Source organism: Coriobacteriia bacterium (assembly GCA_034370385.1).
GTDB lineage: Bacteria > Actinomycetota > Coriobacteriia > Anaerosomatales > PHET01 > JAXMKZ01.
Window position 1 is genome coordinate 1 of sequence record JAXMKZ010000036.1, and the last position, 13461, is coordinate 13461.

Here is a 13461-nt window from a genome sequence, read left to right on the forward strand (position 1 = left end):
GATGTGGCCAGTGGTGTGTGGAATGCTGGTTTGTTATTAGTTAATGATAGTGTTAGTTTGGATTTGGTTTTGCAGGCCATGAATATTGGTTATTTTGTGAATATGGTGAGTGTTTATGGTGATTTAACCAGTACACATGCTGTGCCTGCGAAGCCGATTGTTAAGGTTTTTAATGGTAAGTGGAGGTCCACTGCGGCCATGAGTGATTCTAATAGTGGGAATAATAAGGCCAGTTTTAGTTTTGATGTCAGATCTCCGACTGATCAGACACCTAGCCATGAATATAAATGGCCGGGTTTACCGGATCCTACTCCTACTCCTCAACCTACTCCTACACCAAAGCCAGATAAGGAGCCGCAACCTCAGCCTACTCCTAAGCCTAAATATCCGCCTAAACCAACTCCTTCAAATGATCAATTACCTCGAGATATTGCCAGTGTACGTGATATTACTGGTGGCGTAAAAGATGCTAAATAGCAGACTGGACACTAAATCCATTTAATGATGATAATGATGAATCAAAAGAAGAAAATGGGGATGAACCTTGGTTATTATATGCTATAATTTTGCTTGGAGCTTTAATAGGATGTGCGCTTGCCATTATTCCTAATAAATCTGGTGAGTATTTACAATTACTTTTAAATTCAATTTTAGGAGCATTATCAACAAGTCTAATGTATTTAACTTGGATTGGAGTCAGATTAGCAGATTTTATAATGTCAACAACAGTAAGATACGGAAAGTATATGGTACCAACTATTGAAGAACTTTTGTTCACACCGATAACTGGGGTTGGGCCAACAACAATAATTGGTCTGGGATTGAGAAATCTGGCTGTTAGGTTCCCAGCACTCGAAAAATATGTTGCTCCAGCAATATATATGTTAGATCAATTATCACTTCAAGAACTTTCACAAAAATTTAATGATTTAGTAAACAAATATAAATGAGGAGTTATCTTAATGTCTATTCTAAAAAATCTGCAGATTCCTACGCGCAATGATCTTGGTCATTATGAATTGAAAAAGTTGAAGAATAAATATCCTGATGAGGATATCGATGGCTTGGTGGTTCTTTTAATCGAGTTGTTAGATTCAGGTATTTATTTTGACTTATTTGATATTTTTTCTAATTGGAAAGAGCCTGTTTCGGCTATGAGTGATAATAGTTTAGAAATTGCTAGTGAAAGTTATCTTTTGACTCTTGCACATGAAAATCTCAATCATAAGCCAGGCATTTTTTCTTCAGATCTCATTAATTATCCGATGTTTTATTATTTCTTTCCATTTTTGGAATGGATCTATTCCATGAATTTAGAAAGAGATTTAATGCCTGATGATGTTTTAAATTTATTTAAAAGTGGTTTGGGTGAAAAAATCACATTTTATTTATTGGATTTTGATAGAATAGAAGAAAATCCTGAAATTACTAATGATTTCTTTCAGAAATTAAAAAAAATCAAATGGGAAAATAGGAAAACTAAAGATTTTTATTCTAGGATGGAACGAGTTTTAAGATTCCATGCTTTTAATGGATATGGCGTTAAAGAAGCCTCTTTTCTTACAACTCAAATGGATATAATCCTATTTTTATCAGGATGCAGCTCCGTTAAAGAGAACAGACAAAAAATAATAACTGAAGACGTTTTAATAGCATATAAAACCTTATTTAAAATCATTAGAACCGATATTTCTAAATTAATTTAGTTATAGGGTGCTAGAGATTATTAATGCTTTGAATGTGACTTCTGAGGCCACGGATTTGGCTGTGAGTATCATGGGTAATGCTAGTAGTGTGGGTATTGGTGATACAGTTCATTTGACTATTAGTCTTAGTAATCTGGGCCCTAAAGCGTGTGATGCAAAGCTGAATTATAAGATACCAGTGGGTTTGAAGTTATTATCTTCTCAAGGGCCGGGGGCCTATGATGTGGCCAGTGGTGTGTGGAATGCTGGTTTGTTGTTAGTTAATGATAGTTTTTGTTTGGATTTGGTGTTGCAGGTTCTGGGTGCTGGTTGTTTTAATCATGTGGTGGATGTTTATGATAATTTGAATATTTCTAATAATCATATGGTTTGGTCTATGGTTTGTGCCAGTGTGCTGGGTAATGTTACGCCAACGGTTATTAATTCCTCTGCATTTGACGGATTAAAACCAATCGATAATGGTGGGTCTGGTAGTGGCAACGGTGGATCAGGCAACGGAGGAAACGGTGGTAATGGTGGAGGATCCGGAGGCGCAGGTGGATCTGGTAATGGAGGTAATGGTGGTGGCAACGGTGGCGGAAATGGCGGCGGCGGTGATGGTGGTTCTATCACTCCTGATAACACTCCTAAAACTCAATTACAAAGAGATATCCGTTATATTAGAGATTTCACGAGCTACACTCCAACAGACAATAGCCAAGATAGTGGGCAAAATGATAATAAAAAGCCTAATGAACCACCTAAAATGCCAGATTGGACAGGGGATCCTGGCCCAGAACCTACTCCAGAAGAATATGAGGATTGGGTTGGAACTACTATTAAATTAGCCGCAGAAGTTCTTTTCTTAGTGGGAATAGAAATAGCAAGTAAACCATTAGGATCCGCTGGGGAATATCTAAGTGGGATTGCAGGCCAATATATAAAAGTTCCACAGGCTGTTGGAATTATAGCGAAGTGGTTTGGAAATAATAAATACAAAACAATAGTAAATCAAGCTTTGAAAGATGTTAATCGGGCTATTAAGGGCACTTGGGTTGAGAATGTTGTTAATGGTATCGATACAGTAATACAAACTGTAGGTTTTAATTATGGTATGGAAGTTTTTAAAACTTTATTACTTAAGCTTTTCCCGGATAAGGCAGAAAAAATTTCTTTGGCTATAAAAATGATTGGGTATGGTGAATTTGTATCAGATCCAATTGGTACTACTATGGCTTTTGTTGATGTTGTTGTGAGCTTTTTACTTGAGAGTGATTTGCCTGATCGGGGTAATTTTGAAAAAGTTTTCATTATTAAACCACTTCAGGATCCAAATGCATAACCTAAAATAATATTTAATTAATAATACTTGTTTAATAGCAATGGTGAAAAGGTTTTTATTATGGGTTTGAATGAGAGGATTGAGCTGAGTATTGAGGAGCGGGAGCGTAGGTATTATCAGGAGATGTTGGATCTTTTTGATTTGCTTTATAGTTGGGATGTTCCAGGTTTAGCTGAGGTATTGGATGGTATTAAGGAGTTGTGTCGTTCTGGTTTGTATGAGGAGTTGATTAGGGCTACTGATGTTGATAAATCAGGTATGGTTGATGGTGGTGTTCCAACTGATGTGTATGATTATCGTTTGATTAGTTTGGCTAAGGATAATCTTGGAATGGGTGGTTTGTTGTATACTGTTTTTTCACGGTCTGATTTTTTTGTTAAGGATTTTTTCACGATTTATATGTTTATTGAATCGGTTTATTATCTTCATAAGAATAATATTGGTGAAGATGACTTGATGAATATTTATTTCAGCGGCCTAGATGAACGTATTATTTTTGCTTTGGATGATTTTGATGTGGTTAGTTTTGAAGAGTTGCCAGAACCCACATCTGAACATATAAAAACATTAAAAAAAGTCAAATGGGAAAACAAAGAACTATACAAAAAAATGAAACGATTAATGATGTATGTGATGATGTTTTCGTTGGGTTTTGATAATAAGTGGGATGATTCTTATGGTGCTTCGGAGAATATTTTTATTCGTTTGATTGCGGCGTTTAGTGCTTTGGCTGATGGTCGTATGTTTATTGGTGTTGATGATACTGTTAGGGCTTATAGGACTCTTTTGAAGTTGATTAATACTGATGTGACGGGGTATAAGGCTCTTCCTGAGTTGATTAATTGGGATAAGTAATTATATTTTAGATGTATTATTGTGGTGGTTTGATTTAATGGCTGGTGATAAATTAGGGTTTGGTCGGTATCGTGGTTATTTGGTTCTTGGTTTCATGTTTTTTATAATTATTTTAGTTTATTTTTTTGCTTTTAATTTGTTTTGGCCGTATTTTATAATTATTTTACTTGGTTTGGTATCTGGTAGGTTAATTAAGTATTATTTTGGGTCGGATGTGGTTGATAAGTTGGTTAAGGTTTGTGCGGTGGGTTTTGCTGTTCCGGTTTTTATCGTGTTTTTGCTTTTAGGTTTGGAGAGTCAGGATATTGTTTCTTCTATGTATTCTGATGTTTTGATTGGTGTGCAGTTTGTTTTCTTTAGTTTGTTTTTGAGTTTGTATTTTGATGAGTTGTCTAAGTCTGAATCAGATAATGCTCGTGATAAATTTGAGTTGAAAGTGGATGAGTTGGATGAAGTATGTGATGATGCTGTTGTAGCTCTTGTTAAGGAGTTTTATGAGGTTACAAGCTTAGGTAATTATGCTATGTTGGTGAATTTACCTATTAAGTCTTATAATAAAAATAATAGGTTGTTTGAATGTGCTAATGATTATTTGAGGCCTAATTTGATTATTCTTCATCCCTTGGTGGCGGGATTTCAAGGTTTTACTAATTTTTGTATTTTTCTTAAGAATATTTATTTTATTTGGCGAGGTCAGATGTTGGATAAGGAGGATTATGATAAGATTTATTTTGGTGGTTTGGATGAGCGTATAGTTTATGGTTTGTTTGATTTTGATTTAGTGGAGGAGGTTCCAGAGCCAAGTGCAGAATTTTTTGAGTCAATGAAAAATTTGAGTTGGTCTGATGATGCTAAGAAGCTTTTAACACGTTTGGAGGGTTTTCGTGAGTATTATCTGTTGAATAATTTTAAGGAGGATTATAAGTTTTTTTATGCTGAAAATAGTGTGATTAATTTTTTAACGGCATGCAGTGCCCTATCCAGGGATGGTGCTTCGGCAGATAAAGAGGACATTATAATGGCCTATAAAACTTATTTTAAATTATTTAAAACCGATTTAACACAAATAAATCCCTTAGGAGATACTGAAGTTTATAAAAATTAAATAAAAATTTTTCTAAATTCGAATAGAAAATGAATAGGGCCTGTGAATTATTACAGGTAATGCTAGTAGTGTGGGTATTGGTGATACGGTTCATTTGGTTATTAGTCTTAGTAATTTAGGCCCTAAATCGTGTGATGCTAAGTTGAATTATAAGATTCCGGTGGGTTTGAAGTTATTATCTTCTCAAGGACCTGGAGTGTATGATGTGGCCTGTGGTGTGTGGAATGCTGGTTTGTTGTTAGTTAATGATAGTGTTAGTTTGGATTTGGTGTTGCAGGCCATGAATATTGGTTATTTTGTGAATATGGTGAGTGTTTATGGTGATTTAACCAGTACACATGCTGTGGCAGCGAAGCCGATTGTTAAGGTTTTTAATGGTAAATGGAGATCCACTGCGGCCATGAGTGATTCTAATGGTGGTAATAATAAGGCCAGTTTTAGTTTGGATGTTAGATCTCCGACTTATCAGACACCTAGCCATGAATATAAATGGCCTGATGATGTGCCGAAACCAGATAAGCAGCCAGATCTTAAGCCTCCATGGGATCCACAACCAAAAGTATCTAATGATCAGTTGCCTAGGGATATTCGCAGCGTAAGAGATGTTGTAAGTGGAGTAAAAGATGCTAAAATAGCAAATTGGAACATGACCATAAAACAACCAGAACCAACCAATGAAGAATTAACCGAAAACGAAATATTTTGGTTGAAATTGACTGGTGAACTTGTAATAGGTGTTGCAACAGCATTAGTTCCTAATGAATGGTTACAAGGTGTAAATAATGCAATTATGAATTCTTTAAGAACTGTGGGCAATATAGCAAAATATTTCGGATTAGGGAAACAAGTAAAAACGATTTCTAATACAATTCAACGTTATCATGATACTTTATATGAGCCTTGGGCGGAAAACTATATTTCTAAGTGGAGTACGGCAATGTTAAATTTAAGTCCGAATTTAGGTGAGATCATTTTACAGAAATTTTTAGTTAAATTGTTTCCAGCAGCTGAAAATGAAATTAGTACTATAATGAACATAATTTCAACAGCCAAATTTGCTTTAGATCCTTTTGATACATGGAATTCAATTTTTAATTCAGTATCAGATTTAATGAAATTCTCAATGCCCAACCTTGAAGACCTTGCTAAATTCCTCATACCAGAAATACCTTAATTCATTGTAGAGTAATATTAATGTTTATAGCTAATATTGTGGGATGACTTATGGGGTTTTCAGAAAAAATTGAAGAAATGGCTAATGAAAAAGAACGAGAAAGGGGAATTAAAGATATAAATCGGCTTTTTTCGTACTTGAGTGATTGTGATATTGGTGGTTTGGATGAGGTTTTAGCAGAAATTGAATATATGAATGAATCGGGACTTTATGTTGAATTGATCGATGCTGTTAAGCTGGAGAATGATGTTTCGAGGGAAAGGGTTTTTGATTTGGATGAGTTGCTTCAAGTGAGGGTTTTGAAACTTGCAAGGGATAATTTAATGTTTGGCGGATTTTTTGCCACTATTGTTGGTCGGTCTTTGGTAACTGCTAAACAATTCCTTTCTATTTATAGTTTTATTGAGTTTACTTATTGCATGTTTACAAAAAGAGCCACTAATTGGGATGATACTTTAAATATTTACTTTAGTCGACTTGATGAACGAATTATATTTACTTTAGATGATTTTGATAGTGTAAATCCCAATGAGTTACCGGAACCTACTCCCGAATATTTTCAAGCACTAAAAAAAGTCAGATGGGAAGACAAAAACGCCAAAAAACTATACAACAAACTTATTGAACTAATGTTCGAAGTAATGGAATTCTCATTGGATTATTCGGATCTTACTGAATACGTTAAAAACATTTCTACTTATAGGTCTACGGAGGATTTGTTTATCCAGACTCTCGCTGGCTGTAGTGCTGTAAATAATGGCCGTTTGAAGATTAATGAGGGCGATGTTATTCGTGCTTATAAAACTTTTTTTAAACTTATTAAGACGGATGTGACTGAATATAAATCTATTCCTGAGTTGGTGCAAGATATTGGATGATCAATTTTTAATTAAGGGGTTGTGTGGTGAATTCTATATGAAAGATGGTTCTGTTGGTTTTTTGGTTTGTAATGATTGTAAGGGTGTTTATGAGCTTCAATCTGGTGAGTCTGTTGATGATTTTGGGCTATGTCAGTGTGGTGGTGAGTTAGAGTATTCAATGTCGAGTAAATTGAAACCTATTAGAAATAAATTGAAGTATGCTTTGATTTTAGGGGTTGGTGTAGGTTTTGCTTCGTCTTTATTTTTGAGGATGACGGTTTTGGGAGTATTGGTTGGTGGTTTTGTAGCTGCTTATATGTTGGGTGGTACTTTTAAGGATGCTTTAAAAAGTGGTTTTATTACTGGTGCTATTATAATGTTTTTAATTAATTTAATGATTCTGATTTTAGGACTTATTAAAAATCAAGATCGTTATGGGGTTTTAGGAATGAATGTTCATGGCCCAGGAATGACTATCATTTTTATAATAGTCACAATGTTTATTGGAGGAGTAATAGCAGCACTCACAGGTTTAATCGGAGTGAAAATAAAATCTATAATGAGCAAATAAGTAAAAGGTTTTATTATGGGGTTTACTGAGAGGAGTATTGAGGAGCGGGAGCGTAGGTATTATCAGGAGATGTTGGATTTTTTGATTTGCTTTATGGTTGGGATGTTCCGGGTTTAGCTGAGGTTTTGGATGGTATTAAGGAGATGTGTCGTTCTGGTTTGTATGAGGAGTTGATTAGGGCCATTGATGTTGATAAATCCGGCATGGTTGATGGTGGTGTTCTAACTGATGTGTATGATGATCGTTTAGGAATTGGTTGAAGACACAATAGTGGCTTATAAGACTTTTTTAAAGCTTATTAAAACAGATGTTACTGTGTATAAGGCTATTCCTGAGAGAATAAGTGACTTAGATAATCATAATAATTATTTGGTTTGTAAATCATGTAGAAATTATTATCAAATTCCAGGGGGAGAGTCTCCGGAGGATTATTCTAATGTTTGTGAATGGGGTGGCCATTTAATTTATAAAAAGGGAATTTAATCCCTTCTACAAACCAATGTAGAAAATATAGGGCCTCTAATATCAATTTCTTTATTATTCCCAGTAATATAATTCAAGGCCACATTATCCAGCTGCAGGTTTATGTCAGAAAGTGAGCGGGCAATGGTGCTTCTAATTTTAATTTCATCCATACCACTGACCACCATTTCTTCTACTTTGTAGGCGGCTTGAGCAGCTAAAGCCTCTAAGTAACTGGTATTAATTGGAATTCCCTTATTTACGGCCTCTTTTATCAGAGGATCATCTAATTTTCCTTCTACAGGAACTCCTACAATATTGCCTTGATAAATGTAAACCTGATTTTTAGCGGCAGGCCCTAAAAGTCGGGTTTTTGATTCTTCTTCTACGGCTTTTAAAGTAATATTTTTACCTAAAAATTCTCCAGAGAATATGGTAAATTCGCAGGGTGATTCTGCCGATGCATTTTCACTCCAAACAGAAATCATGTTTTCCATGAGGACCTTACCTTCTTCAGTGACCGGATAATAATTTATACGCAGCATGGTGGCCAAATCACGATCAGTGAGTTCCCATTTACCATATATTTGGGGATAAACCATTTCTCTAATATCATTGGCCTGATTCAGGACCATGGCCATTCTTTCGGCACCTACTCCCAGGTTCATGACTTCTTCATCGATACCGTATTTGGAAAGGGCAATAGGGGAATACAATCCAAAGGTGGCGATTTCTATCCATTCTTTTAGCTTGGGGTGGTATCCATAAACCTCGGTTTGGGTTTCAGGGATGTAATATTTGGATTTTTTCTCATCTGGAATGAATTTAAACTTGGAAAAACCAAAATATTCCAGTAAACTTTCAGAAATGGCCTTACCTACATCCAGGGAAACTTCTTCGTCCACTACCACGCAGGAAGCAGAATGATAAGTCATCAGGTGACTTGAATCTTCGCGCTGTTCTCTTCTAAAGCATCTATCGATTGAAAATAGTTTAAGGGGTAATTTAGAGTGATTATGAGCATTTTGTAATGATATAAACCATCCTGATGTCATATGGGATCTCAGAGTAGTTCGACTGGATATGGGCTGTAACTCATGTATCTCGGGGAATACCTTCTCCAGAACCCGCAGGCCAATATGGTCTTCTACTTCCAGAGAGATAGAAACTTCATGTACTAAGTCGTCTCCTTCCACATCTCCTTTTTTATAACCTCTAAAAACATCTTGAAGGTCTTTTAAACGATCTTCATTAACTTCCACACCCAGTTTTTCAATTTTTTCTATTTTATCCATTCCCAAACCAATGTCTGGTCTTGGAAGGCCGGCCAAGTAGAAACAACGGTCAAGAACTGCGGGGGCTTCTGGCCCGAACTGCTTGTAAACATGTTCTTCTTCCACAAAAAGAGGGTTTATAGTTTCCTGAAAACCTAGTTGTAGGTAAGCCTGTCTTATTTGCCATATGGTGTCGTATAAAACATGTGATTTTCCGGTATTGAAGCGTAACCGGGGGTGCTGCTGGTCATGGTGTGGGTTTTTTAATAGCTTTCCACTTTCCATCCATGCCTTTTCAAAATCTTTCTTAGCCAGCTTTATAATCTTTTTTTTGTCCAAATTATGCCCCCAAAATGATTTTTGAGTTATTATATGGTCTATAAAATTAGGAATTTTTTAGATCACAATAATTATTTTTAAATTAAGTTAAATCTTTAATTTTAAAGTTATATTAGAACTGTTAATAAACTTGTATTTGATTTATATGGTTCACAGTTATATTAATTTTTTAAATTCCATTATAATTGAATTTATTTTATTTGAAAATTTTTATATTTTATATTGGTGTGGTTTTCATAAAATTATAATAATCATAATAATCAATGAAAAATCATGGAAAGCGAATTTTATAAATGTGATGTGCTGATTATTGGCTCTGGAGGCGCGGGATGTAGAGCCGCAATAGAAGTTTCTAATCACAATTTAAAACCGATTATTGTTTCTAAAGGATTATCATTTAAATCTGGATGTACTGGAATGGCAGAGGGTGGTTATAATGCTGCTTTTGCTTTTTTAGATAGTGATGACAATACAGATATTCATTATGAAGATACTCTCAAAGGTGGAGGATTTATTAATGATCCTAAACTGGCTAAAATATTAGTGGAAGAATCACCACAACGCTTGGTGGATTTGGAAAATTATGGGGCGATTTTTGATAGACAAAAATCGGGAAAGCTTGATCAAAGGCCTTTCGGAGGCCAGAAATTTAGAAGAACTTGTTTTCAGGGGGATAGGACTGGTCATGAAATAATCACCGCCCTTAAAGAAGAGATTATTCGCCGAAAAATAAATAGCATGGATGAAATTATGATAACTGCTCTTATTATGGATGAAGAACGAAGAACTGTCCAAGGAGCAGTGGGACTTTCACTCAAAGATTCTAAAATGATGTGCTTTCAAGCCAAATCTACTATATTGGCTACAGGAGGCGCGGGCCATATTTATCCAGTAACTTCTAACACTGTTCAAAAAGGAGGGGATGGTTTTGCTCTGGGTTGGAAGGCGGGGGCTGATCTTATTGACATGGAACAAGTACAATTCCATCCTACGGGAATGGTTTATCCTGAATCACGTAAGGGCGTTTTAGTTACTGAAGCAGTAAGGGGTGAAGGTGGAATACTACTTGATAAAGATTTTAATCGATTTATGGGCAAATATGATCCTCGTATGGAACTTGCCACTAGGGACGTGGTGGCCCGGGCTATTTACAATGAAATCAGGGAAGGAAGGGGCACTGAAAATGGAGGAATTTATCTGGATGTTACCCATCTGGATCCTGAGATTATTGGAGAAAAGCTGGAAACTATGGTGCTACAATTCTCTGATGTGGGTGTGGACATTTGTAAAGAACCGATGGAAGTGGCCCCAACGGCCCATCATTTTATGGGTGGAGTTAAAATAGATGAAAATGGCCATAGTAGTGTAGGAAATCTATTTGCAGCGGGTGAAGTTACTGGGGGAGTGCACGGTGCTAATCGTTTAGGTGGAAATGCTTTGGCGGATACTCAAGTATTTGGAGAACGTGCAGGCAAAGCTGCTGCAGAAAATGCCCTAAAATCAAATGGCGGTTTGAACCAGGATTTTGTAAGGCAAGAAGAAAAAAGAATCAAGTGTAAAATTAAGGATGGAGATATTTCTCCTCAAAAAATCAAAAAAGATCTCCAAAAAACTATGTGGGACAATGTAGCAATCATAAGAAACGAAAATGGCCTTCGAATGGCTTTAAAAACTATTAGTCAATTGGATTCTGAGTTAAGCAGGATGAATGTTTCTGAAGGATCTAGCTTCAACAAGGGCTTGCAAAATGCTTTAGAAGTAGAAAATATGATAGAAACGGCTAAAATGGTTATAACTGCTGCAGTTTTAAGACAAGAAAGTCGTGGTTCCCACTATCGGGAAGATTTCCCGAACATTATGGAGGGCTGGAAAAAGAGTATTGTCTTAAATAGGAATGGGAAAATTGGTTTGATTAGCCGGGTATGATTTATTTTTTCAATATCTTCAAAAACCCATTCAAATCTGTTAAATCATTTAAAATAAAATTAGCTCCGGATTTTTTTAACTCTATTAATGAATAATCACCACTAGCAACACCAATGGTAGTAATTCCAGCTTTTAGTCCAGCGTCTATATCAAGTGGAGTATCTCCAACCACAAAAGTATTTTTTTTATTTCCATTAAAAGCAAAATTGTTCTGAGCCCTTTTGATTGCCAAAGGTACTAAATTTGGCCGATAATAACTATCACTTCCAAATCCTCCTAATTTAAAATAATGGCCCAATCCAACGTGATTTAATTTAGCATAGGCAATTGATTCCATATTTCCAGTCAATAGGCCTAATAATATATTTTGATTTTCAAGCTCTTTTATGAGTGAACGGGCACCATCCATTACTTCAATTTTATCTGATTTTACATTAGAAATAAAATAATTAGACAGACAATTAAGGAAATTATCTTTCAGTGGACAAATATCACTTTCATTAAGGCCTTCTGCAATTAAAACCTCGTGCATTATCTGAGGATCTGTCTTTCCATGATAATTGATTACTTCTGCATTGGTGTCTATATTATAAATTTTTTCAAAGGCGTAGATAAATGCATGATGGTGGCACTCAGACTTGTCAATTAGGGTTTTGTCAATATCAAATAATACCAGTTGATTCATGCTAACAACTCCTTTATTTTCACAATATTTATTAATGATATTTTGAATTAGTTTTTGGAAAGCATATCTTCAGCAGCATTCTGACCTATTTCCATAACCTGTTCTTCAGAAATGGTTAAAACTTCTCGGTTTTCCATTAAAATATTTCCATTGCAGATGGTGGTATGGATATCACTTCCACTAGCGGAATAAACAATATGCGAAAGAGGATGTCTGAAAGGTGTTAAGTGTGGAGATTTAATATCCATAAGAATAAGGTCGGCCTTTTTATTAGTTTCAATAGTGCCTAAATCATTTTTCATACCTAGAGCAACGGCCCCTTGGTAAGTGGCAACTTCAAATACTTTTTTTGCTGCCAAAGCAGTAGGATCCATATTATGCACTTTCTGCAAAAGGGCAGCTAGCTTCATTTCCTCTATCATATCTAAATTATTATTAGAAGCGGCACCGTCAGTCCCCAAAGACACATTAATTCCTTTTTTGATCATTTTATCTATGGGCGAAACACCTGAGGCCAGTTTCATATTACTAGCAGGGTTATGGGATATTTTAACACCATTTTTTTTCACAATTTCTATTTCTTTATCTGAAATGTGAACGGCATGGGCTGCTAAAACATCATTACCCAAAAAACCAATTTCTTCTAGATATTCAAAAGGTCTTTTACCATGGGTTTCAATTATCTGATTAACCTCATGTTCAGTTTCTGCCACATGAATGTGAATAGGATTCCCATGCTTATTAGATTCACTTCGAACTTCTTTTAGAAGCTCTTTAGAACAGGTATATGGTGAATGAGGCCCAAAAGCTACAGTTATTCTACCATTGGCAGCGTTATGGCATTTTTCAATAATACGATGGGTTTCTTTAAATTCTGCTTTTCTTTTTCCCTCATCACCAAGATCAATCATTCCATGGCTTAAAACTCCTCTCAGACCAGATTTGTCCACAGCTTTAGCAACATCATCCATAAAAAAATACATATCATTGAAAGTGGTGGTACCTGACTTTATCATTTCTAAACAAGCTAACATAGCTCCGGAATAACAGTAATCTCCATTTAAATGAGCTTCCATGGGCCAAATATGTTCATTAAGCCACACATCAAGAGGTAAATCATCCGCCAATCCTCGAAAAAGAGCCATAGACATGTGGGTATGGGTATTAATTAATCCTGGCATTA

The 13461-nt window shown here is 35.6% G+C and carries 13 protein-coding genes; 10 read left to right on the forward strand and 3 right to left on the reverse strand.

The genetic code is table 11. The features are described 5' to 3' along the window. The 9 genes from U1E26_07865 to U1E26_07905 form a co-directional block, all read left to right on the forward strand. Nucleotides 1–477, forward strand: a 477-nt coding sequence (locus tag U1E26_07865) for a hypothetical protein (protein MDZ4169557.1), incomplete at its 5' end; no start/stop codon positions are given. Between the two features lie 89 nt (nucleotides 478–566). Further along, entirely contained in the window at nucleotides 567–950 is a 384-nt protein-coding gene (locus U1E26_07870; protein ID MDZ4169558.1) for a hypothetical protein, read from the forward strand. A 12-nt stretch (nucleotides 951–962) separates the two neighbouring features. Continuing rightward, nucleotides 963–1706: a hypothetical protein gene (locus tag U1E26_07875; GenBank protein MDZ4169559.1), complete on the forward strand. Its 744-nt coding sequence runs from the start codon at nucleotides 963–965 to the stop codon at nucleotides 1704–1706. A gap of 61 nt (nucleotides 1707–1767) precedes the next feature. After that, a complete protein-coding gene (locus U1E26_07880; GenBank protein MDZ4169560.1) occupies nucleotides 1768–3027 on the forward strand; it encodes a hypothetical protein in 1260 nt (419 codons plus the stop codon). Nucleotides 3028–3087: 60 nt separating this feature from the next. After that, nucleotides 3088–3882 (forward strand): hypothetical protein, encoded by a 795-nt coding sequence (locus U1E26_07885; protein ID MDZ4169561.1) that lies wholly within the window; start codon nucleotides 3088–3090, stop codon nucleotides 3880–3882. A gap of 37 nt (nucleotides 3883–3919) precedes the next feature. Continuing rightward, complete coding sequence (locus tag U1E26_07890) at nucleotides 3920–4987, forward strand: hypothetical protein (GenBank protein MDZ4169562.1); 1068 nt, start codon at nucleotides 3920–3922, stop codon at nucleotides 4985–4987. 70 nt (nucleotides 4988–5057) lie between these two features. Further along, entirely contained in the window at nucleotides 5058–6161 is a 1104-nt protein-coding gene (locus U1E26_07895) for a hypothetical protein (GenBank protein ID MDZ4169563.1), read from the forward strand. Between the two features lie 50 nt (nucleotides 6162–6211). Continuing rightward, a complete protein-coding gene (locus U1E26_07900) occupies nucleotides 6212–7039 on the forward strand; it encodes a hypothetical protein (protein MDZ4169564.1) in 828 nt (275 codons plus the stop codon). Further along, nucleotides 7032–7592 (forward strand): DUF5518 domain-containing protein, encoded by a 561-nt coding sequence (locus U1E26_07905; GenBank protein ID MDZ4169565.1) that lies wholly within the window; start codon nucleotides 7032–7034, stop codon nucleotides 7590–7592. Before U1E26_07900 ends, U1E26_07905 begins: the two co-directional genes overlap by 8 nt. Nucleotides 7593–8071: 479 nt before the next feature. Here the strand turns inward: U1E26_07905 and sepS are convergent, their stop codons facing one another. Beyond that, the gene (sepS, locus tag U1E26_07910) at nucleotides 8072–9667 is read right to left on the reverse strand and encodes an O-phosphoserine--tRNA ligase (protein MDZ4169566.1); all 1596 of its coding nucleotides are present in this window, start codon (nucleotides 9665–9667) and stop codon (nucleotides 8072–8074) included. Nucleotides 9668–9940: 273 nt separating this feature from the next. Between sepS and tfrA the strand changes: the two genes are divergently transcribed. After that, a complete protein-coding gene (tfrA, locus tag U1E26_07915) occupies nucleotides 9941–11593 on the forward strand; it encodes a fumarate reductase (CoM/CoB) subunit TfrA (GenBank protein MDZ4169567.1) in 1653 nt (550 codons plus the stop codon). Nucleotide 11594: 1 nt separating this feature from the next. On the opposite strand, the gene U1E26_07920 is transcribed toward tfrA, so the two are convergent. Together U1E26_07920 and U1E26_07925 are read right to left on the reverse strand one after the other, a co-directional pair. Further along, nucleotides 11595–12278, reverse strand: coding sequence for an HAD family hydrolase (locus U1E26_07920; protein MDZ4169568.1), 684 nt, complete (start codon nucleotides 12276–12278; stop codon nucleotides 11595–11597). Between the two features lie 47 nt (nucleotides 12279–12325). After that, nucleotides 12326–13461, reverse strand: a 1136-nt coding sequence (locus U1E26_07925; GenBank protein MDZ4169569.1) for an amidohydrolase family protein, incomplete at its 5' end; no start/stop codon positions are given.

Excerpts from the sequence above, each read along its gene's own strand:
- U1E26_07875 (MDZ4169559.1), top strand. The coding sequence starts at position 963 with ATGTCTATTCTAAAAAATCTGCAGATTCCTACGCGCAATGATCTTGGT.
- U1E26_07885 (MDZ4169561.1), top strand. The coding sequence starts at position 3,088 with ATGGGTTTGAATGAGAGGATTGAGCTGAGTATTGAGGAGCGGGAGCGT.
- U1E26_07890 (MDZ4169562.1), top strand. The coding sequence starts at position 3,920 with ATGGCTGGTGATAAATTAGGGTTTGGTCGGTATCGTGGTTATTTGGTT.
- U1E26_07900 (MDZ4169564.1), top strand. The coding sequence starts at position 6,212 with ATGGGGTTTTCAGAAAAAATTGAAGAAATGGCTAATGAAAAAGAACGA.
- tfrA (MDZ4169567.1), top strand. The coding sequence starts at position 9,941 with ATGGAAAGCGAATTTTATAAATGTGATGTGCTGATTATTGGCTCTGGA.
- U1E26_07920 (MDZ4169568.1), bottom strand. The coding sequence starts at position 12,278 with ATGAATCAACTGGTATTATTTGATATTGACAAAACCCTAATTGACAAG.